Below are 22,934 nucleotides of genomic sequence, written 5' to 3' on the forward strand. Positions count from 1 at the left end.
GCGGCCGCCCAGGCTCCTAGCCTCGCTCACGCCACCGCGCGGTCCTTCGCCTCTTCCAGCACGCCGCTCACCGCATCGCCCAACTGGGCGATGTCGAAGGGCTTGCGCAGGATGCGCGGCTTGCCGGCCAGGCGCTCCACGGCCGCCATGTCGGCGTAGCCGGTGGCCAGGATCACGGGCAGGTTGCCCACCAGCTTGCGGGCCTCGGAGATCACCTCCGCGCCGGTCATGTCGGGCATCGCGTAGTCGACCACCAGCAGGTCGGGCTTCACCGCCGCAAGCTGCGCCAGCGCTTCGCTGCCGTTGGCGGCCTCGGTCACCTTGTAGCCGATCAAGCTGAGGCATTCGACGATCACCCGGCGCACATCGGGATCGTCCTCCACGACCAGGATGTGGCAGGCACCGGCCAGTGCGGGAACTTCCGGCTGCTGGCGCACGGCAGTCGCTTCCTCGCCCTCGGCATCGGCCTGCGGGAACAGCATCTCCACCGTCGTGCCCTGCCCCTCGGCGCTGCGGATGCGGGTGATGCCGGATGACTGCCGCGTGAAGCCGTACACCTGGCTCAGGCCCAGGCCGGTTCCCGTGCCCACCGGCTTCGTGGTGAAGAAGGGATCGAACACTTTCGGCAGGATGTTCGACGGGATGCCGGAGCCGCTGTCGGTGGCGCAGATCAGCACGTAGTCGCCCGGCTCGATGTCGGGGTCCTCATCGAGGTAGCGGGTGCCGGTGGCGATCTTCAGCTTGCCGCCCTCGGGCATCGCGTCGCGCGAGTTCACCGCGAGGTTGAGGATCGCCATCTCGAGCTGGCTCGGATCGAGCACCACGGCCGCGTCTTCCTCGCACAGGTCGAGTTCGACCTCGACGCCGGAACCCACCGAGATCTCCAGCAGGTCCTTCATGCCCAGGATCAACTGGTTGACGCGCGTCAGCTTGGGCAACAGCGACTGGCTGCGGGCAAACGACAGCAACTGGTTGGTCAGCCGCGCGCCCCGGCGCGCCGCGCTCTTGGCGCGCTCGACCACGGGCTTGACCTTCTCCTCCTTGGCATAGAGGGAGACCAGCTCGAGGTTCATGTTGACCACGTGCAGCAGGTTGTTGAAGTCGTGGGCAATGCCGCCGGTGAGCCGGCCGATCGCCTCCATCTTCTGCACCTGGGTCAGCGCCTGCTGCGCCCGCTCGCGCTCGTTGATCTCCTTCATCAGGCGGTCGTTGGCGCTGGCCAGCTCGCGCGTGCGCATCAGGATACGGTCTTCGAGTTCGCCGTTGAGGCCTTCGAGTTCGCTGCGCGTGCGCTTGAGTTCTTCCAGGTGCTCGCGGGCGGCGTACTGGCGCCGGCGCGCGCGCACGGCCGATTCGGCGGCGCTGGCCAGCGTCTCCGGATTGAGGGGCCGCTCCAGCAGCACCAGGTTGCCCAGGCTGTGCAGCGAGTGGAAATCGTTGTCAGCTCGCCGCCCCTCGCGCTTGGTCGCCAGCACCACGAAGGGAAAGTCGGACCAGGGCGGCTGCTGCTTGAGCCACGCGAGCAGGCGGTCATCCGACAGCAGTTGCGGCAGTGCCTCCTCGGTGAGGATCACGGCGGCCGCGCCTTGTTGCAACGCGGCGATCAGCTCGTCCTCGCCGGCGCACACCAGCGAGGGAATGCCTTGTCCGGACAGCACCGTCTGCACGACGTTGCCGTCACGCCCGCGGGGGGCATGGATCAGGACGCGCAGGTCCATCATCGCGCTCCAGCGGCGGAATCGCCCAGCAGGGGAAGCTTGCCGTGATAGGCCGTGACGCCGGCCAGCACGCCCTGGAAGTCGGTCAGTTCCGGCCCGACCTCTATCCCCTGCGGGCCCATGCGGAATTCGCGGATCGTCTGCTCGTGCCGGTTGGTGCGGCTCTTGACCATGGAAATCGCCTTGAGCAGCTTGCCGCGGGATTCGAAGAAGCGAAACAGCAGGATGGCATCGGCCAGGTAGCTCATGTCGATGTCCGACTCGATTTCCCCGAGCATGCCGTGCTGGCCCAGGATGAGGATGGTCACGATATTGCGGTGGTTCAGGTAGGTGAGCAACTCGTGCATCTGCAGCATCAGGTACTTGCCGCCCGGCATGGCGTGCAGGTAGGCATTGAGGCTGTCGATCACCACGATCATCGCCTGGTCGTCTTCGACCGCGTGGCGCACCATGTGGGCGAACTCGCCGGCCGATACTTCGGCCGGGTCGAGCGCAATCACGCGCAGCTGCCCGCTCTCGAGAAAGGGCGACATGTCGAGCCCCAGCGCCTTGCCGCGCACCACCAGCGTGGAGAGGCCTTCGTCGAACAGGTAATAGGCCGCGCGCTCGCCGCGCCGCAACGCGCTGATCACGCAGGTCAGCGCGGTGGTCGTCTTGCCGACGCCGGACGGCCCGCTGAACAGCGTATTGCTGCCACACGGCAGGCCACCCCCCATCAGGGCATCGAGTTCGGGCACGCCGGTGCTGACGATCTTGAACTCGGTGCGCAGGCGATGTTCGGCCGCCACCAGCCGGGGGAAGACCGAGAGGCCGCCGGTGTCGAGCGCGAAGTCATGATCGCCGCCGCGAAACTTGATGCCGCGCATCTTGTACACGCGCAGGCGGCGCCGCTCGGGGCCGTATTGGTCGGCCGACTGCTCCAGGCTCACCACGCCGTGGGCGATGCTGTGCAACTGCAAGTCGCTGTCGCGGCTGCTGCGGTCGTCCAGCAGCAGCACGGTGCAACCCTGGTCGCCGAAGAATTTCTTCAGTGCCAGCACCTGCCGGCGATAGCGCAGGGGATCCTGCGCCAGCAGGCGCATCTCCGAGAGGCTGTCGAACACCACCCGGTCCGGTTGCCCGCGCTCGACGGCCGCAATCACGCCGCGTACGGTTTCGCCCAGTTCGATCTGCGAGGGATGCAGGATGGATTGTTCCAGGTCCGGGCTGAGGCCTTCGCTGCTCACCAGCTCGAACAGCTCGATGCCCTCCAGGGACCAGCCGTGCGAAGCCGCGACGGTCCGCAGCTCGCTCGCGGTTTCCGAGAGCGTGACGTACAGGCCCTTCTCGCCCTGGCGCACGCCCTGCAGGAGGAACTGCAGGCCCAGCGTCGTCTTGCCGGCACCGGGATCGCCCTCGACGAGATACACGTGATTGGTGGGAAGGCCGCCGCCCAGGATGTCATCGAGCCCGGCGATGCCGGTCGATGCGCGTTCCTGTACGGGAAGATCGGGGGTCGAAGCGTTGCGTCTCATCCAGTGCGAGCAGCCGCGAGGACATGCGGCTGCGCTGCAATCCTATCTGCTGGGTGGCTGAGGGGGTGTAGGCGGGTTCCGACAAGTTCGAGCTCGCGCGCCCGACTCACGCCGGGGCTTCGGCTTCCTGCAAGGTCCGCCACATCACCTTGCCGCTGCCGCTCTTGGGAAGAGCGTCGGCAAACTGCACGATGCGCGGCACCTTGTAGACGGCCATGTTCTCGCGGCACCAGTCGACGATCTCCTGCTCGCCGACCTGGCCCTTGAAGGCCGCGCGCAGCACCACCACCGCCTTGACGGTCTCGCCGCGATAGGGATCGCGGGCCGAGATGACGCACGCCTCCTGGATCGCGGGGTGGCGGAACATCAGCGCCTCCACTTCGGCCGGCCAGACCTTGAAGCCGGACGCGTTGATCATCCGCTTGAGGCGATCGGTGAGAAAGAAATAGCCGTCCTGGTCCATGCGCCCGAGATCCCCGGTGCGGAAGAAGCGCTTGCCCGCGAAGGTGATGAAGGCCGCCTCGGTCGCTTCGGGCCGCTTCCAGTAGCCGTTGAAGACCATGGGTCCGTGGACGATGATCTCGCCCTGCTCGCCGGCGGGCAGTTCCTGCAAGGTCTCCGGGTCGACCACCCGCGCATCGCAGCTCACGAAGGGCACGCCGAGGCACTGCTGCTTGGGCGCATCGGGCGGGTTGCTGTGCGAGGGCGCCGCGGTCTCCGTGAGGCCGTAGCCCTCGGCGTACCTGAGGCCGAACTGCTCCAGCAGCCGCTGCGCCACGGCCTGCGGCATGGCCGCACCGCCGCCGCCGATGTAGGCCAGGCTGGAGAGGTCGTACTGCGCGAAGTTGGGGCTGCCCAGGAGGTCGATCACCATCGTCGGGATGTTGGTCCAGGTGGTGACCTTCCAGTTGGAGATCAGCCAGCCTGCGACGTCGCGGTCCCAGCGCGGCATCATCACCAGCGTGGCGCCGGTGTAGATGTTGGAGTGCATCAGGCTCACCATGCCCGTGATGTGGAACATCGGCACCACCAGCAGCGTGACCGCTTCCGGCGAGGCATTGCCCCACAGGCTGCTGGCCAGCGCGTTGTGCAGGATGCTGCGGTGCGGATGCATGCAGCCCTTGGGGTGGCCGGTCGTGCCGCTGGTATAGGGCAGGATCGCGAGGTCTTCCGGACCCACCGTCAGCGGCGGCAGCGGCAGCTCGTTGGCGAGCGCATCGGTCCACGCCAGCACGTCGCCGTGCGGCAGCTCGGGCAAGGGGTGGCGCGTCAGCAGCCAGTCCTTCCACGCCCCTGGCATTGGTCCCGCGTGCGGCGCCTGCGGATCGAAGGCATCGGTGAACTGCGTGACCACCAGATGGGCGAGCTGCTGCTCGCGCGGCAACTGCGCGTTCGCCTTGGCGATCTCGGGGGCGAGGTCGCCGGTGGTGATCGCGACCTTCGCATCGGGGTCGACGATGTAGTGCTTCAGCTCCTCGGCCCGGTTCATCGGATTGACCGGCACCACCACCGCATTGGCGCGCAGGATGGCGAAGTGCGCGATCAGCAGCTGCGGACAGTTCTGCATGTCCAGCAGCACGCGGTCGCCCTTCTTCACCCCGAGGGCATGCAGTCGCGCGGCCAGCCGCTCGGCTTGCCGCTGCACCTCCGCATACGGGAAGATGCGGCCGAAGAACACGATGGCGGGCTTGGCCGGATACCGGCGGGCGCTGATCGCCAGGTTGTCCCATAGCGTGGTGGCGGGAATGGTCAGCGCATGCGGCAGGCGCTTGGGCCAGAACTTGTGGTGCGGACGATCCATGAAGGGCGAGACTCCTGAAGCCGCGACGATAGCCAAACCCGGCAGCACGGGCATGCGGGGAAGCCCCACGCGCGGTCGCGCAGGCGACGTCAGCGCAGGGTATCCAGGTCGAGGGGCCACTCGTTACCGAGCCAGTAGGCCGACTCGGTGTGATCGCGCACGGCGTCGTCGCTCAAGCCGTGCACCAGGATGTCCAGCCCGTTGCGATGCGCCTCCAGCCAGGGCACGAGGCGATCGAATTCGGCTGCCGAAAATGCGAGCTGGCAACTCCAGCGCGGATGCGGCCCCACGTTGCGTTCGTGCACGCGGCCGACCGCCACCTTGAACTGGCGCCCGGCCTCCTCGCACAGCGCGCGGGCCTGGTCCACCGTGGCCGCGTCGAAGTAGACGTGGGCGTGGTACGCCGGATGGAGGTTCAGGGGGCGGCGCGGCATGGCGCATTGTGAGCGCGGGCGCGGTAAGGCTTCGCGCAGCACTCCGCCGCCGGGCGCGGTGTGCCAGGCAGCGGGAGCCGGGAGGCCGCTGCGTCCGCGCGCAGCGCCCTGCGTTCAGCGCAGGATCTTCGAGATGATGTAGCCGGCGGCGAAGGCAACGCCGAGGGCAGCCAGCGGATTGCTGCGGACCTGGTCGCGCGCCATGTTGCCGTATTCCTCCTGCAGGCCCATCACGCGCTCGCTGCCGGAGCCGAGCTTTTCCTCGAGCGAATCGACCGCCTCGTGCAGGGTCTGGGCCATGCGGCGCACGCGGTTCGCGTCGCCATTGAGGCCGTTGGTTCCGCTGCTGCCGGCATTCTCGGCGCTGGTGGGGAAGGGGTTCTGGGACGACGTCTCTGCGTTCATGGGGTTCCTCTCTCGGCCGTTGTTGCGGGAAGATTGCCGGCGCATGCCGGCAGAAGCGTCATTGTGCGAAGCCCAGCGATTGGACCCTGTCGGAGAAGCCTTGGGACGCGGGTAGGACGTGTCCTGCCCCAGACGGGCCCACGGATGAGTGCACAAGACGTGATGACGGTAGCGCTCAGTTCCAGTACGCCTCCGACACATAGCGCCGCAGCATCCGGTGGCTGTTGAAGTAGGAGCCGTTGCGGGCGATGGTCGACTTCATCACGAACGACCACTCGGCGCGCCGCTCGTAGAAGGTCGGCAGGATGATGTGCTCGAGCTTGTCGTAAAGCGAAGCGGCATGCTGGTTGGCATCGCCGCCGTCGTCGCCGATCGCCCAGCCGGTCGCGCCCTCGTCGCAGCCCTCCAGCCACCAGCCGTCGAGGATGCTGAGGCTGGGCACCGCGTTCATCGCGGCTTTCATTCCGCTGGTGCCGGACGCTTCGAGCGGCGGCTGCGGCGTGTTCAACCAGAGATCCACGCCCGAGACGACGCACCTGGCCACTTCCATGCGGTAGTTCGGAACGAACACGACCGGGACCACGCTGCCCAGCTCCTGCGCCCAGCCGTGCAGGCTCGCAATGTGGCGCTTTCCCGCCTCGTCGTGCGGATGGGCCTTGCCCGACACGATCACCTGGAACGGGAACCGCTGCGCGATCGCGCGCAGCCGCTGCAGGTCCGAGAACAGCAGTCCGGGGCGCTTGTAGTCGGTCATGCGCCGGGCGAAGCCGATGGTGAAGCGCGCCGGATCGAGCTGGGCCGCGCCGGGCGCGTTCGCCAGTGCCTGCAGCAACTGCTGCTTGGCCTCCATGTGCGCCGCGACGATCTCGGCATCGGCAATGCGCAAGGCGCGCACGAGCAGCTCGGGCTCGTGGCCCCACTGCGGGATGTGACGGTCGAACAGCGCCTGCATCGGCGGGGCGGTCCAGCGCATCGCATGCACGCCGTTGGTGATCGCATGCACCTCGTAGCCGGGAAACAGCGCGCGCGACACCTCGGCATGGCGCTGCGCCACCCCGTTCACCCAGCCGCACAGGGACAGCGCCAGCCGGGTGAGGTTGAGCCGGTCGGGCCCGCCCAAGGTATGCAGCACGCTGGGATGCACCAGCCCGGCGATCCACTGCTCGGCCAGGCCGTAGTTGTATTGATCGTGCCCCGCCTCCACCGGCGTATGGGTCGTGAAGACGCAGCGCCGGCGCACCGCGGTCACCGCGTCCTGCAGCGCGGTGCCGCGCGCCTCGGCCGCGCCGCGCTGGCGCAGCAGCTCGAGCGTGAGCAATGCCGAGTGGCCTTCGTTCAGGTGGAACTTGGTGATGTTGAGGCCCAGCGCCTGCAGCATGCGCACGCCGCCGACGCCCAGCACGATCTCCTGCCGCAGGCGATAGGTCGAATCGCCACCGTAGAGGAAGTGCGTCAGCTCGCGGTCTTCGGGGCGGTTCTCCGGCAGGTCGGTGTCGAGCAGGATCACCGGTACGGGCGAGAACGGGCCGGACTGGTTGGCAACGTCGTATTGCCACGCGCCTATCCACACGTCGTGGTCGCCCACGCGCACCGAGACCTTGCAGTCCAGGCGCTGCGCGCGTGCCGGCGGGTCCCAGTGCTCCGGTCGCTCGACCTGTTTGCCCGCCACGATCTCCTGGCGGAAATAGCCCTCGCTGCTGACCAGCGTGACGGCGACGATGGGCACGCCGAGATCGGCCGCGCTGTTCATCATGTCGCCCGCCAGCACGCCCAGGCCGCCGCTGTACGTGGGGATGCCGTCCTCCAGCGCGATCTCCATCGAGAAGTAGGCGATGCGGGGACGGTTGGGATTGGGAACAGCCATGCGCAGCTCCGCGTTGTCTGCCGCGATGATGCACCAGACGCCGCGGCTTGGGCAGGGAGCAACGCGCTGCATGGCTGACATGTGCCGACCGATAATGCCCCCCCATGAGCTCTTCCATCACCGATGTGGCCGGCATCGCGGTCGGTCACTTCACCGATCCGCGCCGGCCTACCGGTTGCACCGTGGTGCTTGCGCGCGCTGGCGCGGTGGGTGGCGTCGACGTGCGCGGTGCGGCGCCGGGCACGCGCGAGACCGACCTGCTGGCGCCCGGCAACGTGGTCGAACAGGTGCATGCCGTGCTGCTGTCCGGTGGCAGCGCCTTCGGCCTGGATGCGGCCAGCGGCGTGATGCAGTGGCTCGATCAACGCGGCATCGGACTGCAGGTGGGGCCCGTGCGTGTGCCCATCGTGCCGGCCGCCGTGCTGTTCGACCTGCCGCTGGGCGATCCGCGCATCCGTCCCGACGCCGCGGCGGGCCATGCGGCCTGCGTGGCGGCGAGCACCGCGGCGCCCGCGGAGGGCAACGTCGGTGCCGGCGCCGGCGCGGTGGTCGGCAAGGTGTTCGGGTTCCGCCGGGCGATGAAGGCCGGCATCGGCTCCGCTTCGATCACGGTCGACGGCATCACGGTGGGTGCGATCGTCGCCTGCAATGCGGTCGGCGACGTGATCGATCCCGCGACCGGACAGGTGATCGCGGGCGCCCGCACCGAGGACGGCAACGCGCTGCTCGATACCCGGCGCGCGCTGCTGCGCGGTGACGTGCCGCGGCCCATGCTGGCTGGCAGCAACACCACCATCGGCGTGATCGCCACCGACGCCATCCTCACCAAGGCGCAGGCCGGGCGACTGGCCACCGTCGGCCACGATGGCCTGGCGCGCGCCATCAATCCGGTGCACACGCTGTCCGACGGCGATGCGCTGTTTGCGCTCGCCACCGGCGCGAGCGGGCGCACGCTCGGCATGATGACGCTGTGCACCATGGCGGCCGAGGCCTGCGCGCAGGCGGTGGTCCGCGCCGTGCACGCAGCCCGCGGCGTCTCGGTCGGCGACCTGCACCTGCCCGCCTGTGGCGAGCTGGCATGACGCCGGCGAAGGCCTTGCGCTACACGCTCGTGTCGCTGCGCGACCTGCTGATTTCCGCGGGACCGGTGGCGCTGCTCGCCATCGGCCTGCTGGTGCTGGCTTACTGGTGGCTCGATCCGAACCCGCCCAAGCGGGTGACGCTCGCCACGGGCCCGGCGCAGAGTGCCTACGATGAATTCGGCAAGCGCTACCAGAAGGCACTGAAGCCCTATGGCATCGACGTGGTGCTGCTGCCCAGCGAAGGCTCGTCGGCCAACCTGCAGCTGCTGCGACAAGGGCGCGCCGATCTCGGCTTCGTGCAGGGCGGCAGCGACGATCGCAATGCCAACGAAGAGAGCGGCATCGAGTCGCTCGGGAGCCTGTTCGTCGAGCCGCTCTGGCTGTTCTACCGCGAGGATGCGACGAAGAATCTGCCCGGCGGCGTGGTGAGTGCGCTGCCGCAGATGCAGTTCTTCCGGCTGAACGTGGGCACCGTCGGCAGCGGCGTGCCCTTCCTGATGAACAAGCTGCTCGAGGCCAACAAGATCGATCCCGCGGGACTGAAGCTCTCGCACCTGGACCAGACACCGGCGACCGTCGCCTTCCTCGCGGGCGAGATCGATGCCCTCGTGTTTGCTTCGGCACCCGAATCGCTGATGGTGCAGATGCTGCTGCAGACGCCCGGGGTGAAGCTGATGGACTTCAGCCAGAGCGAAGCGTATTCGCGCCGCTTCCCCTTCCTGACGCCGGTGCTGCTGCCGCGCGGCGTGGTGGACCTGGCACGCGACCAACCGCCGCAGGACGTGCGCCTGGTCGCCACCACCACGGCGCTGCTCGCGCGCCAGGGCACGCATCCCGCGCTGCTGCAACTGTTCGCACAGACGGCCCGGGATCTGCACGGGCCGGCGGGATGGTTCAACCGCGCCGGCAGCTTCCCGAACCTCGAGCACAGCGAATATCCGATCTCGCGCGAGGCCGAACGCACCATCGCCGGCGGCCAGCCGTTCCTGCAACGGTGGCTGCCGTTCGGGCTGGCCAACCTGGTGGAACGCATGTGGCTCGCACTGGGCATCATCGTCGCGGTGCTGCTGCCGCTCTCGCGCATCGTGCCGCCGGTGTACCAGTTCCGCATCCGCTCGCGCGTGTTCCGCTGGTACGGGCAGTTGCGCGACATCGAGAACCGGCTCGCCGCGCAGCCGCAAGGCGCGGCCGAAGTCGTGCGCGAACTCGACGCGCTCGATGAACGCGTGGGGCGCATCACGGTGCCGCTGGCGTATGCGGAGGAGCTCTACGCGCTGCGCAACAACATCGACGTGGTGCGCAGGAAGGCCGTGGGCGCGGGCTGAAACAGAAACGCCGGCGGGCTGCGCAGCCGGCCGGCGTCGTCGACGGGAGCGGGCGCGCTCAGCCGCCGTTGCTCTGGTACGAGGCGGTCATCATGCCCGGCTGGCTCATGCGGCCCTTCAGCTCCTCCAGCTGTTGTTCGAGTTCGCCGGCTTCGCGGGCACCGATGCGCGCATTGGCGATGTGGCGGCGGGTCTCGATCGGCAAGGTGGCCGTGTTGAGGCCGTTCCACACGCTGCGGCCCTTGCTGGAGAGGTTGTAGTAGATCGAGACGCCTTCGCGCAGCTTCACCGCGCGCTGTTCCGGCGTCAGCTTGAGGTTGGCGATGCGCTTGGCGCTCCACACGGCCGCATCGCGCAGGTGCAAAGCAGCGGCGTGCACGGCCTGCACCGGGTCGCTGGGGTCGGTCAGGCCGACGGCCTTGGCCGTGGCGGGCTCGAACTGCGCGAGGCCCAGGTTGGGCGTGCCGTCCTTGCTGGCGCCCAGGCGCGGGATCCACGAGGTCTCGGCACGGATGATGCCGTACACGTCACGGTAGCTCAGCCCCACCTGCTCGAGGCCGGCGCGCTTGGCGGCGGACTGCGCCAGCAGCAGGCGCGACTCGGAATCCGGCGTCTTGAGGAGGTTGCCGGCATAGCGGATCGGCAGCCAGTTGAGCTTGGCGCGCAGCTGGTCGTAGTAGCTGTTGGGGCTGAACTTCAGGGGGAAGCGCGCGGCCTGCGCGTTCGTGGCCAGCGCCACCTGCGCGGGCGCACCCACCTTGCCGAACTGCACGCGCTGAACCAGGGTGTCCGAAATCGGAGCGGGACTCGTGCCGACCGAGCCGGTCAGGCCGATGCCGAGCAGGGCTGCCAGCATCACCACGTTGTGCGTGGCGGTCAGGTGCGAAGCGATACGCTCTTTCATCCTCGAGTCCCTTGTCTTGGAAAATTTGCGAACAAGACCTACTGAGAGACGGTGTCAGCGAAAGTTCGGGCTGTTACAGCGTCTTGTCCTACAGGGCCTGTAGGTGTGAAAAACTCATGCACTCCAGCGGGGCATGATCACGAATTCGTGAATATTCCCAGGCAGCAAAACCATCGATCGGGCGCTGCCTCTGCCCTGTTGTTGTGGCGCCATAGGTGCCTTGTGGCTCAACTTGTATACACGTATAAATCGAGCCCATGCCTGCCTCGTCCATTGCCCAGACCACCTCCTCCGCCGTCACGCAGCTGCTGAGGCAGTCGCTCGATCGCGGCCGCTGGGCCGGTGGCGAAGCGCTGAGGCAGGAAGAGATCGCGATCGAATACGGCGTCAGCCGCGTGCCGGTGCGCGAGGCCTTGTTCCAGCTGCAGGCCGAAGGCCTGCTGCACATGGTTCCCAACAAGGGCATGTTCGTGCGCACCACCAGTCCAGCGGAACTGCGCGAACTGTTCCGCCTGCGCTGGCTCATCGAGAGCGACATGCTGATGGAGGCCGTGCCGCTGCACACCGCCGCCACGCTCAATCGCGTGGAGACGGTGCAGGCCGCCCTCGACAAGGCACACGGTGTGGCGGACTGGATCGCTGGCGACCGCGAATTCCACGAGGCGCTGTACGCCCCCGCGCAGCGGGCCGAATCGATGGCGACGGTGCGGCGGCTGCGCTTCCGGGTCGACCGCTTCTATTTCGCCCGCCTGAAGCCCGGCAGCCGCGCGCAAGGCTGGCACGAGGAACACCACGCGCTGATCCGCGCGGTGAAGCGGCGCGACGCGGCCGCGGCCACCCGGGTGCTGCAGGCGCACCTGCAAGAGACCGAGCGCAGCGCCCTCGCCAGCCTGGCGAAAGCTGCCTGAGAAGGAGCCCACCATGAGCAGCCATACCTGTACGGTCGAATGGACGCGCGGCACCGCCGATTTCGTCGATGGCCGCTATCCCCGCGCGCACGCCTGGCGCTTCGACGGCGGCGCGGTGGTGCCCGGCTCGAGCTCGCCGCATTCGGTGCGCGTGCCACTGTCGGATCCGGCAGCGGTGGATCCCGAGGAGGCGCTGGTCGCCGCGGTCTCCAGCTGCCACATGCTGTGGTTCCTGTCGCTGGCCGCGGCGCAGGGCTTCGTGGTCGACAGCTACCAGGACGCCGCCGCAGGGCGACTGGCCGCCTTTCCCGACGGCGCCATGGGCATCGTCGAAGTCGTGCTGCACCCGCAGGTGGTGCTATCGGGCAGCAAGCCCGCCGACGACGCAGCGCTCGCCGCCCTGCACCACGCGGCGCATGCCCGCTGCAACATCGGCCAGTCGCTGCGCGGGGAGGTACGCGTGCAAGGCGGGTGGCGGCAGGTCTGAGCATGCCCCGCAAGCCGCGCGCCACCTACCACGTCTATGTGGTCGAACTCGAGGACCGCGTCTGGAACAACGCGCGCTTTCGCCGCTGCAATCCCGACTACCGCCTGGGCATGCCCTTCGTCTATGTCGGCATGACGGGACTCGACCCCGACCTGCGCTTCGACCGCCACAAGGCCGGCATCCAGGCCAACGGCTTCGTGGAGGACTTCGGCGTGCGGCTGCGGCCCGACCTGTATGCGGTCTACAACCCCATGCCGTATCACGCTGCGGTGGAGATGGAGGTGGAGTTGGGGATCGCGTTGCGGGAGAAGGGGTATGGGGTGTGGCAGGCCTGATGCACGGTCTTGCGCCCTCTCCCTCGGGGAGAGGGTGGGGGTGAGGGCGCGCGGCGCCGGATGAAGCGCCGCCCTGGATGCCGGGTCAAGCCCGGCATGACATCCCTCCGTCGAACGCGACGTCGCGCCTCTACAGGCTATTGCGCCAGGCTGCCCTTGCCACCGCATCCAGCGCCCCATCCACCACCGGGTGCGCCGACACCAGTCGCAGGGTCCCCTGCCCCAGCATGGCTTGCAGCTTGCGCTGCGTCATCGAGCGGGTTGCGCCGCTGGCATGCGTGAACATGAACAGCAGCCCGTGCGGGCTCGCCCACGTGAGTTGCCAGCGCTCCCAGCCATCGGACATCAGGTCGACGAAGGCGCCGACCGCGAGTTCCGGCGACGGCAGCGTGTCCGGCTCGGACACCGTGGAGCCCAGCGGGATCCTGGAGTCCGGCACGAAGCCCGACTCGTGCATCTCGATCGGCGCCAGCCAGGTATCGACCCTCTCCGGCGCCGTCTCGGGTTCGGTGACCCGCAGCAAGCTGCCGCTGGCCGCTGACAACGCCAGGTCGCGCAGGGCCGACAGCAGGTTCTGCCAGCGGTCCGTATCGGCGGGCAGATAGTCGATGCTGGCCAGGCCCTGGTCGATGCGCTTGACCAGCGCGCGATGCTGGCTGGCCACGCGTGAAGCCAGCGCCGGCTGCACGCTCCACAGCACCATCTGCACCACCCAGCCATAGCCGCCGGGGTCCTCGTCGCCGGTGCCGTCGCCCAGGCGCGCATGCGCCATCACCTGCGCCCACGGGCCGGTGAGGAAGGCCAGCGCCTCGCGCGGCGCGGCAGCGACATCGGGCCGTTCCAGCATCTGACGCGCAATGCGTTCGGCCAGCAGGTTGCGCTGCTCCGCCCAGACGAGGGCGCGCACCGCGCGCTCGCGGTTGCGGCGGCCGCGCGGCTGCGCCTCTTCCCAGGCCTCCACCAGGGCGCCCAGCGCGATCTCGAAAGTCTCGGGGCCGGTGGAACGGGCATCGAGCAACGCCTCGGTGGCCTGCTGCAGTCCGTCCATGAAGCCGGCGAAGCCCGGCTCCTCCGGCGACGTCCAGGCCAGGCTGCGCTGCGTCAGCTGCTGCAGCAACTGGCGCGCGGGATGGTCGCGGTCGCTGAAGAAGCGCGGGTCCACCAGGGCCAGCCGCAGCAGTGGCGGCTCGAGGTCGCGCACGACCTCGCGCACCGAGGGCAGCAGGCGGGTGTCGCCGGCGAGGTTCTCCACCATCAGGTGCACCACCTCGAGGCCGAGCGCCTGCGCCGGGCGGCGGGCCTCCTGCCGCATCGCCTCGCGAAAGGCCGCCAGGCTGTCGCCGCCGCGCCCCGGCATGGCGACCTGGCGCTGGCGCAGCTGCAGCATCAGCTGGTCCACCTTGCGCATGTCCTGCACCATCTCCAGCGCCGACGGCACCGTGTGCGAGAACTCGGTTTCGGCAAAGACGATGACGGCCTCGTCGGCGCCGTCGCCCGGCTCGCCGGCCAGCAGCTTGCGCAGCTCGCGGATGGTGAGCTGGGTCGCGCGGTCCAGGGCGTCCTGCGACACGGGCGCGTAACCCGAGTCGAGGCTGCCCTCCGGACGCAGCCGCCGGGCGATCTGCGCATACGACTGCGCGAGCTCGGAGGCCATCAGCGGCGGCAGCCAGCGCAGCCAGCGCCGGCGCACCACCGGCGACACCGGGCTCTGGCGGGCGACGCGATAGATGCTGCGCGCATAGATCTCCGGCCGCAGCGGGTGCCGCTGCATGCCGCCGGCCGGCGTGAGGTGCATCGTCGAGAGCGCGGACTCCAGCCGGGCCAGCTGCGGCGCGACGGCCTGTTCCAGCTCGCGCGCGGCCCTGACCAGGTCGGCGTTCTCCAGCACCTGGTCGTCGCCCATGAGGGAGAGCGATTCGAAGCTGAGAGCGGAGGCGCGGTCGCCGGAAATCGCCTGGGCGAATTCGGCGAGCAGCGCCTGGGGGAAGGCATCGGTCAGCGGCTGCTGGTGATCGCGCAGCACGTCCACCGCCTCGAGCAGCATGCTGCGCTCGATCAGGTCGTCGATCGCGGCTGCCCGTTCCGGCAACTCCTGCAGGGCGCGCGCCAAGGTCGCCTGCATCAGGTGCGCGCCGGCGACGGCCGCGTCCTTGATGCAGGCGCGGTAAAGCGCCTGGTAGTGCGGTTGCTGCGTTTCGCCGCCCATGCGGCCGCCCCTTCCTTCGGTCGTGGCATGGGTCCCCGCCTGCGCGGGGACGGTTGGCTTTGGTCTTGGCAATGGGTCCCGGTCTGCGCGGGGACGCTTCGCTATTACTTCAATGCTTTATAGCGCACCCGGTGCGGTCGTGCACCTTCCTCGCCGAGGCGCCTTCTCTTGTCCGCCTCGTATTCCTGGTAGTTGCCGTCGAAGAACACCCACTGGCTGTCGCCTTCGGCCGCCAGGATGTGCGTGGCGATGCGGTCGAGGAACCAGCGGTCGTGGCTGATCACCATCACGCTGCCGGCGAACTCCAGCAGCGCGTCTTCGAGCGCGCGCAGCGTCTCGACGTCGAGGTCGTTCGAGGGCTCGTCCAGCAGCAGCACGTTGCCACCCTGCAGCAGGGTCTTGGCCAGGTGCAAGCGACCGCGCTCACCGCCGGACAGCGTGCCGACGCGCTTTTGCTGGTCGCCGCCGTTGAAGTTGAAGCGGCCGCAGTAGGCGCGGCTGGCCATCTGGAACTTGCCGATGTTGATGATGTCGAGGCCGCCCGAGACGTCCTCCCACACGGTCTTGTTGTTGGCCAGTTCGTCGCGGTGCTGGTCGACGAAGGCCATCTGCACGGTCTTGCCGATCTTCACCTCGCCCGAATCCGGCTGCTCCTTGCCCGCGATCATCTTGAACAGCGTGGACTTGCCGGCGCCGTTGGGACCGATGATGCCGACGATGGCACCCGCGGGCACCTTGAAGCTCAGGTTGTCGATCAGCAGGCGGTCGCCGAAGGACTTGCTCACGTTCACGAACTCGATCACCTCATGACCCAGGCGCTCGCCCACGGGAATGAAGATCTCGTTGGTCTCGTTGCGCTTCTGGTATTCGAAGTCGGACAGTTCCTCGAAGCGGGCCAGGCGCGCCTTGCTCTTGGCCTGCCGGCCCTTGGGGTTCGAGCGCGCCCACTCCAGTTCCTTCTTCATCGCCTTGGTGCGGGCGTCTTCGGTCCGCTGCTCGGTCTCCAGGCGGGCTTCCTTCTGCTCCAGCCAGTTGGAGTAGTTGCCCTTGTACGGGATGCCGACGCCGCGATCGAGCTCCAGGATCCATTCGGCGGCGTTATCAAGGAAGTAGCGGTCGTGGGTGATGCCCACCACGGTGCCCGAGAAGCGGGCCAGGAACTGCTCCAGCCATTCCACCGATTCCGCGTCCAGGTGGTTGGTGGGCTCGTCGAGCAACAGCATGTCGGGCTTGGACAGCAGCAGCCGGCACAGCGCCACGCGGCGCTTTTCGCCCCCCGAGAGGTTCTTGATGACGGCTTCCCAGGGGGGCAGGCGCAGGGCGTCGGCCGCGATGTCCAGCAGGTGCTCCCCGCCGCTCTCGGCCCCCGCGGCAGCGATGATGGCCTCGAGCTTCTGCTGCTCCTCGGAGAGCTTGTCGAAGTCGGCGTCCGGGTCGCCGTAGGCGGCATAGACCTCTTCCAGCCGCGCCTTGGCGTTGATCACCTCGCCCATCCCGCCTTCCACCGCCTCGCGCACCGTCTGCTCGGGTTCGAGCTGCGGCTCCTGCGGCAGGTATCCGATCCTCAAGCCCGGCATGGGCGTGGCTTCGCCCTCGATCTCCGTGTCGAGGCCGGCCATGATCTTCAGCAGCGTGGACTTGCCCGAGCCGTTGAGGCCCAGGACGCCGATCTTGGCGCCAGGAAAGAAGCTGAGCGAGATGTCCTTCAAGATCTGCCGTTTGGGCGGCACGATCTTGCTGACGCGGTTCATGGTGTAGACGTACTGGGCCATGGTGCTTTTGCTGCGGGAAACCGCGCATTATCCCTGCAAGGGCCCAGCAAGCGGGTTCCAGGGTCTGGGAACCCCGATGCCTCAGCTACCCTTGCCGTCCAGGCTGTTCTTCAGCGCCGCCTGCGCCACCTGGTCCAGCGCCTCGTCCACCACCGGGCGATCGGCGACGATGCGCAGGTGCTCGGAGGCGCGCAGGCGGTCCAGCGTGCGGCGCGACATCGAATGGGCCGTGCCGCCCACCGACGTGAACATGAACAGCGTCGCGTGCGGGCTCGCCCAGGTCAGTTGCGCGCGCACCCATTCGCCCTTGATGTGGATCTCGACCCAGGCGCCCAGGCGCATCTCCTCGGGCCGCAGGACAGCGGGTTCCGGGTCGACGCCGGCCTCGACCGCCTGCTGCGCCTCCTGCTCCCGGGCGTGCGCTTCCTGCTGTGCCGCTTCGGCGGAGGCCACATGCTCGATGCCGGTCTCGATGCCGGGGAAGTCGACGTAGCCCGACTCCTGCACCTCGACGTGGTCGAGCCACATCTCCACGTCTTCTTCGGAGAACTGCGACTCGGCGGTCCACGCCGCATCGGCCGCGGCCTGCGCTGCCGGATCGCGCCCCTCGTGCACCGCCGCCTTGTGCACCGTGATCAGGTGGTCGAAGAAACGCTGGGTCAGCTCCGGCGGATAGGCGATGCGCTGCAGGCCCTCGCGCATGCGCTGCAGCAGGGTGGGGATCATCTGCACCAGCCGCCGCACGCGCCCCCGCTGGGCCGAGCTTTTCTGCACGCTCCACACCAGGTCGTCGACCAGCGCGCGGTAGCCATGCGGGTCGGATGAGCCGTCCTTGCAACTGAGCTGCGCATCGGCCACCACCTGGGCCCAGGCGTTCTTCAGGAAGTCGCGCACGAACTCGGCGACATCCAGGCCTTCGAGCAGTTCGACGAAGTCGCCCGCCAGCTTCTGGGCCAGCAGGTTGCGCTGCTCCGCGTGCAGCAGCGCCTTGGCCGCCTCTTCCCGCTTCTGCTTCGCGCCTTCGTCGAGCACGTCCCATTGCGTGGCCAGGATCTCCAGCAGCTCGCGGAAGGTGTCGGCATCGACCACCTTGCTTTCCAGCCAGCGGCTGGCCGAAGCGACCGAACCCAGGAAGCGGGGCCAGCCCGGATCGTCCTCGGCGGTGAAGGCCAGGCTGCGTTGCGTGATGCGATCCAGCAGCACCCGCCCCGGGTGCGTGCGGTCGCTGAAGAAGCGCGAGTCGACCTTCGCCAGGCGATGCACCGCCGGCTCCATGGCCCGCAGCTCGCCCTTGAGAGAGGGCAGCAGGCGGCGGTCGTCACCCAGGTGGTCGAACATCAGGCGCACCACTTCCTGCCCGAGTTGCTCGCCGATGCGGGGCGGCGCGGCCGGGGGCTGGCCAACTTGCGCCAGCATGTCGACCGGCTGCGCCGGCGCACTGGTGGGCTTGGGCCGCTGCTCCAGGCGCTTGACCAGTTCTTCGGCCTTCTTCAGCTCCTGCAGCATGGACATCGAGGCCGGCATGGTGTGCAGGAATTCGCCCTTGCGCGGCGGGTCGAAGTCGCCGGCGATCAGCTTGCGCAGGCGATCCAGCGTCAGCAGCGTCTTGGCCACCGTATCGGTCACCGGCTTGCCGGCGGCGCCCGTGCTCTTGTCGATGCGGCCACCGAGCGGCACCGCCGGCTCGACGCCGGTGGAGCGCAGCCATTCGGCCAGCTCCCGATAGAGCTTGCGCAGGTGCACGCCCAGCAGGCCGGCGGCCGGCGTGATCAGCGTCTCGCGGACCTGCGAGTTGGTGACGTGCAGGGCCAGCGCATGTTGCAGGGCGCGGACGAACACGTCCGGGCGCAAGGGGTTCAGCCCGGGCTGGATGGTGCGCCATCCGAGCATCGTGCTGACCAGGGCATCGAGGGCCGGCAGCGTGTCGTCGACGGCCTGCGCGACCTCCTGCTGCGCGCGGGCCAGCTCGATGCTTTGATCGAGCTGGTCGTCCGCGAACAACTGCAGGTCTTCGTAGCGCAGCACCTCGGTCTGGGTCTGGTCCTTGCCGCCGCCCTCATAGACCAGGCGGGTCAGTTCGGTGACGAAGTCCGCCTTGAAAGGCACGGACTGCGTCTGCAGCGCGAGGATGGCATGACGCAGCGCCGGCTGCTGGAACGCGGGGATGCGGCCCGGGCCGCTGGCCGCCGTTCCGATTTCCACGGCCTTGAGCACGTCCGCCATCAGCGCGTCGGCGCGCTTGAGCACAGCCGCCAGGCAGTCGCTGAGCGACGGCTGGAGCTGGGTGGGATCGTCCGCGACGCCCAGGCGGAGCTTCATCATCTTGGCCATGTTATGCGTGCCCGTGGGCAAGGCGATTATGTCCGCGGCTCAACCGTATGGCACTTTCGGGCAGGACAGGTGACACTTTTGGCACGATGACCGGTGCGCGGGCACAACGCCCGCCGAGGCACGCGCATTCCAAACATGCGACAATGCTTCTTCCCGCGGCCTCCAGTTGGTTGCGGGCTCAGCGTTTCGCTGGGGACGAAGCGGGCCCAAGCGCCTGCCGGCTCCCACCCCCTGGTACCCATCTGCCTTCACTGGATCCGGCCTGCCTGGCTCGGAACGGCCGATGTCCCCGCGCCCGGAACGGCGCTCTATTGCTCAATGACTTTTGACGAACTGAATCTCGCACCGGCTCTCCTGAAGGCCGTCCGCGAGCAAGGCTACGAAACCCCCACCCCGATCCAGGCCCAGGCCATTCCGGCCGTCCTCGAAGGCCACGATCTCCTCGCCGGCGCGCAAACCGGCACCGGCAAGACCGCAGCGTTCACGCTGCCCGTGCTGCACAAGCTCACCATGGCCCGCAGCGCCCGCAACAAGTTCGGCGGGCTGGGCATCCGTGCCCTCGTGCTCACGCCGACGCGCGAGCTGGCCGCCCAGGTCGAGGAATCCGTGCGCACATACGGCAAGTACCTGCAACTGTCCTCCACCGTCATCTTCGGCGGCGTCGGCATGAACCCGCAGATCGACCGCATCAAGAAGGGCGTCGACATCCTGGTCGCCACCCCGGGCCGCCTGCTCGACCTGCAACAGCAGGGTCACCTCGATCTGTCGACGGTGCAGGTGCTGGTGCTGGACGAAGCCGACCGCATGCTGGACATGGGCTTCCTCCCCGACGTGAAGAAGGTGCTGGCGCTGGTGCCCAAGGACAAGCAGAGCCTGCTGTTCTCGGCCACCTTCAGCGACGAGATCCGCGAGCTGGCCAACGGCCTGCTGCGCAATCCGCAGAGCATCCAGGTGACCCCGCGCAACACCACGGTGCAGCGCATCACCCAGACCGTGCACCCGGTGGGCCGCAACAAGAAGAAGGAACTGCTGGCCCACGTGATCCAGCAGCACGAATGGTCGCAGGTGCTGGTGTTCACCCGCACGAAGTTCGGCGCCAACAGCGTGGCCGACCACCTGAAAAAGCAGGGCATCGAAGCGATGGCCTTGCACGGCAACAAGAGCCAGACCGCGCGCACGCAGGCGCTGGCCGGCTTCAAGAGCGGCGAGATCCGCGCGCTCGTGGCCACCGACATCGCTGCCCGCGGCATCGACATCGACGACCTGCCGCACGTGGTGAACTACGAGATCCCCAACGTGCCGGAAGACTACGTCCACCGCATCGGCCGCACCGGCCGCGCGGGCAAGGAAGGCCAGGCGGTGTCGCTGGTCTGCCTGGACGAAGAAGGCTTCATGCAGGAGATCGAACGCTTCACCAAGCAGGACGTCGCCGTCGACGTGGTCGCGGGCTTCGGCCCGGAGCCGGGCGAGCAGGCCGAGCCCATCGCCATGGGCCGTCAGGTGCTGTGGGGCGGCAAGGGCCGCCCGCCCAGCCGCGAAGTCATGAACGCGGCGGCCAAGGCGGCGCGCGGCGAGATGATGCAGCGGATCCGCGAGAACAAGGACAAGTCGGGCGGCTCCGGCCGTGCCGGCAGCGGTCGCAGCGGCACTGCGCGCAGCGGCAACGGCAACGGTGCCCAGCGCAGCGAAGGTCAGCAGGCTCGCGGCAACGGCAACGGCAACGGCAACGGCAATGGCAACAGCCAGTCGCGCGCGCAACAGCCGCAACCGCAGCAGGCGCGTCCGCCCCGCGGCAACCGCAACGGGCAGAACGCGCAGAACGCGCAGAACGGCCAAAACGGCCAAAACGTGCAAAACGTGCAACGGCCGCAGCGTGACGAGGAACGTCAGCCGCGCGAGGGCGCGCACAATAGCCGCAGCCCGTTCGTCGTCCGCGAGCCCGTGCAAAGGAGCACCGATGGACAGCCCGATCCGCTGCGCACCAGCGTCGACAGCATGGCCAAGAACGGCCGGCGAGGCGGCGGCGGTGGCGGCGGTGCGCGGCCGAACCGCACTGGTGGCGGGGGCTACGGGGCTCGTGGGCCGGGAAATCCTGCAAGGACTTTTGGCCGATGAGACCGTGGCGGCGGTCCACGTAGTGGCCCGCCGCTCCCTGGCATCCAGCCACGCGAAGCTGACGACGCACATCGTCGACTTCGCGGCACTGGGGGCCCTGCCCCCCGTCGACGAAGCCTACCTGGCTCTCGGGACCACCATCAAGGTGGCCGGGAGCCAGTCTGCTTTTCGGGCCGTCGATTTCGATGCCAACCTGGCCGTCGCCTGCGCCGCACAGGTAGCCGGCGCCAGCCACCTGGGCCTGGTCAGCGCGATGGGCGCCGATGCGCACTCCTCGATCTTCTACAACCGCGTCAAGGGCGAACTCGAAGAGGCACTGTCCGGCCTGGGCTTCGCGGGCCTGGTGATCGCGCGGCCTTCGATGCTGGCCGGCGATCGCGCTGCCCTCGGGCAACCGGTGCGCAGCGGCGAGCAGCTCGCCGTGCGGCTAAGCCGCTGGCTGCGCCCGCTGATTCCCGCGGACTTCCGTTCGATCGCGGCGCGCGACGTCGCAGGCGCGCTGCTGCACGAAGTGCCGGTGGCGGTGGGCAAGAAGGTGCTGCTGTCGGGGGCGATGCAGCAGCGGTAGGCAGCTCCGGCAACCCTGTGATCGGGGGCCAGGACTGCGCAATCCACATGGATGTCATTGCGGGCTTGACCCGCAATCCAGACGGCGGTCGGCCAAGCGCCGCATGGATCCCGGGTCAAGCCCGGGATGACATCCGGAGGGTTCAGGAAATCCGGCTGGAAGACGTGCGCGGCGGCCGCTCCGGTTCGTTGCGCAGGCTGCGGTACGCGCCGTCCACCAGCGGCGCGACCATGTTCCAGTACAGCGCGCGCAGGCGCGAGTGCCGGCGCGTGGGGCGCGAGCGCTGGTACTGCGCCGGGTCGTGGTACACGCCCAGCTGGCCCACCACCATCAGATCGCATTCGCTGGGCACGCCGCCCAGGAAGGCGTCCTCGTGGCCGTTCCACAGCATGTGCCCGTTGACGTGGATGCCGTAGCCCCACTCCCAGCCGCGGTCGCGCAGGCGCTGCCGGGCCGCAGCCATGCACGCCGGATCGAAGATGTAGGTGTCGGTGCGCAGCCAGCGCTCGTTCAGGCAGATCTCGACGATGGGGCGCGCTGCCTGCGTCATGCCGGCGGCGATGCCGCGCAGGATCTCGCCGCTGAGCATCACGTAGCGCATGCGCGCGGGCAGCCGGGCAATCCGCAGCATCGCCACCAGCAGCGTCGCCTTCTCGGGCGCATCGCCGCTGCCGAAATCGAACACTTCGCGGGCCGTCTGCGGCCGGGCCTTGAAGCGGCGCGCGAGCGGCAGGCGCTTGACGAAGCCATAGATGGCAATCGCCTTTTCCCGGTCGTTCTTGCAAAGCTGGGTGAGCGAGTGCACCCGCAGGCGGAGCTTCGGATCTTCCAGATCGATCAGGCGTGACGGCCCCAGCCAGAGCTGCGGATCGTCGACGCCCAAATCCGGTGCTGGCGGTGCGGACTGGGGCACGTGATGACCTCTGTTCCCAACGTTGATTGCCGGTGTATCCGGGACACCGGTCATGTCAGAAATTGTAGGCGCTGGCGACACGGCCACCGCTAGGTGTGTGGCTTACGCCAGGCGGGGAAAGCCGCAAAGTGGTTGCGCGCGCAACGAAGCGCGCAAGCAGGCGCGCAGCCCCGCGCCGCCGCGCCAGGCCGCGCCGGCAAAGCGCTTTCGCATGGGGGTCTTCCCCTAGCGGCCCCTGCGGCGCGGGGGCGC

18 protein-coding genes are annotated in these 22,934 nt (G+C 68.6%); 7 read left to right on the top strand and 11 right to left on the bottom strand.

Annotation, left to right across the window (positions count from 1 at the left end; translation table 11 throughout):
* Window positions 1-26 precede the first annotated feature (26 nt).
* The 6 genes from JWP60_RS09895 to glgP all read right to left on the bottom strand — a co-directional run bounded on the left by JWP60_RS09895 (window position 27) and on the right by glgP (window position 7,736).
* Window positions 27-1,721 carry a response regulator gene (locus tag JWP60_RS09895; RefSeq protein WP_299789960.1) on the bottom strand — a complete coding sequence of 565 codons (1,695 nt, stop codon included), beginning with the start codon at window positions 1,719-1,721 and terminating at the stop codon, window positions 27-29.
* On the bottom strand, window positions 1,718-3,232 hold the full coding sequence (locus JWP60_RS09900; RefSeq protein ID WP_299789963.1) for an ATPase domain-containing protein: 1,515 nt from the start codon (window positions 3,230-3,232) through the stop codon (window positions 1,718-1,720). Before JWP60_RS09900 ends, JWP60_RS09895 begins: the two co-directional genes overlap by 4 nt.
* 106 nt (window positions 3,233-3,338) lie before the next feature.
* On the bottom strand, window positions 3,339-5,033 hold the full coding sequence (locus tag JWP60_RS09905; protein WP_299789966.1) for a long-chain fatty acid--CoA ligase: 1,695 nt from the start codon (window positions 5,031-5,033) through the stop codon (window positions 3,339-3,341).
* Window positions 5,034-5,122: 89 nt separating this feature from the next.
* Complete coding sequence (locus JWP60_RS09910; protein ID WP_299789969.1) at window positions 5,123-5,467, bottom strand: DOPA 4,5-dioxygenase family protein; 345 nt, start codon at window positions 5,465-5,467, stop codon at window positions 5,123-5,125.
* A 114-nt stretch (window positions 5,468-5,581) separates the two neighbouring features.
* A complete protein-coding gene (locus tag JWP60_RS09915; protein ID WP_299789972.1) occupies window positions 5,582-5,872 on the bottom strand; it encodes a hypothetical protein in 291 nt (96 codons plus the stop codon).
* 175 nt (window positions 5,873-6,047) lie between these two features.
* Window positions 6,048-7,736, bottom strand: a complete 1,689-nt coding sequence (gene glgP, locus JWP60_RS09920) for an alpha-glucan family phosphorylase (RefSeq protein WP_299789975.1) — start codon at window positions 7,734-7,736, stop codon at window positions 6,048-6,050.
* A 104-nt stretch (window positions 7,737-7,840) separates the two neighbouring features.
* Between glgP and JWP60_RS09925 the strand changes: the two genes are divergently transcribed.
* Window positions 7,841-8,818 (top strand): P1 family peptidase, encoded by a 978-nt coding sequence (locus tag JWP60_RS09925; protein ID WP_299789978.1) that lies wholly within the window; start codon window positions 7,841-7,843, stop codon window positions 8,816-8,818.
* A complete protein-coding gene (locus JWP60_RS09930; protein ID WP_299789981.1) occupies window positions 8,815-10,143 on the top strand; it encodes a TAXI family TRAP transporter solute-binding subunit in 1,329 nt (442 codons plus the stop codon). Before JWP60_RS09925 ends, JWP60_RS09930 begins: the two co-directional genes overlap by 4 nt.
* Window positions 10,144-10,201: 58 nt before the next feature.
* Here the strand turns inward: JWP60_RS09930 and JWP60_RS09935 are convergent, their stop codons facing one another.
* Window positions 10,202-11,047, bottom strand: coding sequence for a hypothetical protein (locus tag JWP60_RS09935; protein ID WP_299789984.1), 846 nt, complete (start codon window positions 11,045-11,047; stop codon window positions 10,202-10,204).
* A 257-nt stretch (window positions 11,048-11,304) separates the two neighbouring features.
* On the opposite strand from JWP60_RS09935, the gene JWP60_RS09940 reads away from it, so the two are divergent.
* From JWP60_RS09940 to JWP60_RS09950, 3 genes are read left to right on the top strand one after another with little or no spacing between them, the layout of a single operon-like run.
* A complete protein-coding gene (locus JWP60_RS09940) occupies window positions 11,305-11,955 on the top strand; it encodes a GntR family transcriptional regulator (RefSeq protein ID WP_299789987.1) in 651 nt (216 codons plus the stop codon).
* A gap of 13 nt (window positions 11,956-11,968) precedes the next feature.
* Window positions 11,969-12,442: an OsmC family protein gene (locus JWP60_RS09945; RefSeq protein ID WP_299789990.1), complete on the top strand. Its 474-nt coding sequence runs from the start codon at window positions 11,969-11,971 to the stop codon at window positions 12,440-12,442.
* Window positions 12,443-12,444: 2 nt separating this feature from the next.
* On the top strand, window positions 12,445-12,777 hold the full coding sequence (locus JWP60_RS09950; protein WP_299789993.1) for a hypothetical protein: 333 nt from the start codon (window positions 12,445-12,447) through the stop codon (window positions 12,775-12,777).
* A gap of 130 nt (window positions 12,778-12,907) precedes the next feature.
* On the opposite strand, the gene JWP60_RS09955 is transcribed toward JWP60_RS09950, so the two are convergent.
* The 3 genes from JWP60_RS09955 to JWP60_RS09965 form a co-directional block, all read right to left on the bottom strand.
* Window positions 12,908-14,983 carry a DUF1631 family protein gene (locus JWP60_RS09955; RefSeq protein WP_299789996.1) on the bottom strand — a complete coding sequence of 692 codons (2,076 nt, stop codon included), beginning with the start codon at window positions 14,981-14,983 and terminating at the stop codon, window positions 12,908-12,910.
* Between the two features lie 104 nt (window positions 14,984-15,087).
* The gene (gene ettA / locus JWP60_RS09960; RefSeq protein WP_299789999.1) at window positions 15,088-16,755 is read right to left on the bottom strand and encodes an energy-dependent translational throttle protein EttA; all 1,668 of its coding nucleotides are present in this window, start codon (window positions 16,753-16,755) and stop codon (window positions 15,088-15,090) included.
* 81 nt (window positions 16,756-16,836) lie between these two features.
* Window positions 16,837-19,077, bottom strand: coding sequence for a DUF1631 family protein (locus JWP60_RS09965; RefSeq protein ID WP_299790002.1), 2,241 nt, complete (start codon window positions 19,075-19,077; stop codon window positions 16,837-16,839).
* A 327-nt stretch (window positions 19,078-19,404) separates the two neighbouring features.
* On the opposite strand from JWP60_RS09965, the gene JWP60_RS09970 reads away from it, so the two are divergent.
* Together JWP60_RS09970 and JWP60_RS09975 are read left to right on the top strand one after the other, a co-directional pair.
* A complete protein-coding gene (locus JWP60_RS09970) occupies window positions 19,405-21,201 on the top strand; it encodes a DEAD/DEAH box helicase (RefSeq protein WP_299790005.1) in 1,797 nt (598 codons plus the stop codon).
* Window positions 21,191-21,769 (top strand): nucleoside-diphosphate sugar epimerase, encoded by a 579-nt coding sequence (locus tag JWP60_RS09975; RefSeq protein ID WP_299790008.1) that lies wholly within the window; start codon window positions 21,191-21,193, stop codon window positions 21,767-21,769. The genes JWP60_RS09970 and JWP60_RS09975 overlap by 11 nt, the downstream gene beginning before the upstream one ends.
* A 142-nt stretch (window positions 21,770-21,911) precedes the next feature.
* On the opposite strand, the gene JWP60_RS09980 is transcribed toward JWP60_RS09975, so the two are convergent.
* Window positions 21,912-22,682 carry a transglutaminase-like domain-containing protein gene (locus JWP60_RS09980; protein ID WP_299790011.1) on the bottom strand — a complete coding sequence of 257 codons (771 nt, stop codon included), beginning with the start codon at window positions 22,680-22,682 and terminating at the stop codon, window positions 21,912-21,914.
* Window positions 22,683-22,934 lie beyond the last annotated feature (252 nt).

Source organism: Ramlibacter sp. (genome assembly GCF_028291745.1).
In the GTDB taxonomy this organism is placed as follows: domain Bacteria; phylum Pseudomonadota; class Gammaproteobacteria; order Burkholderiales; family Burkholderiaceae_C; genus Ramlibacter.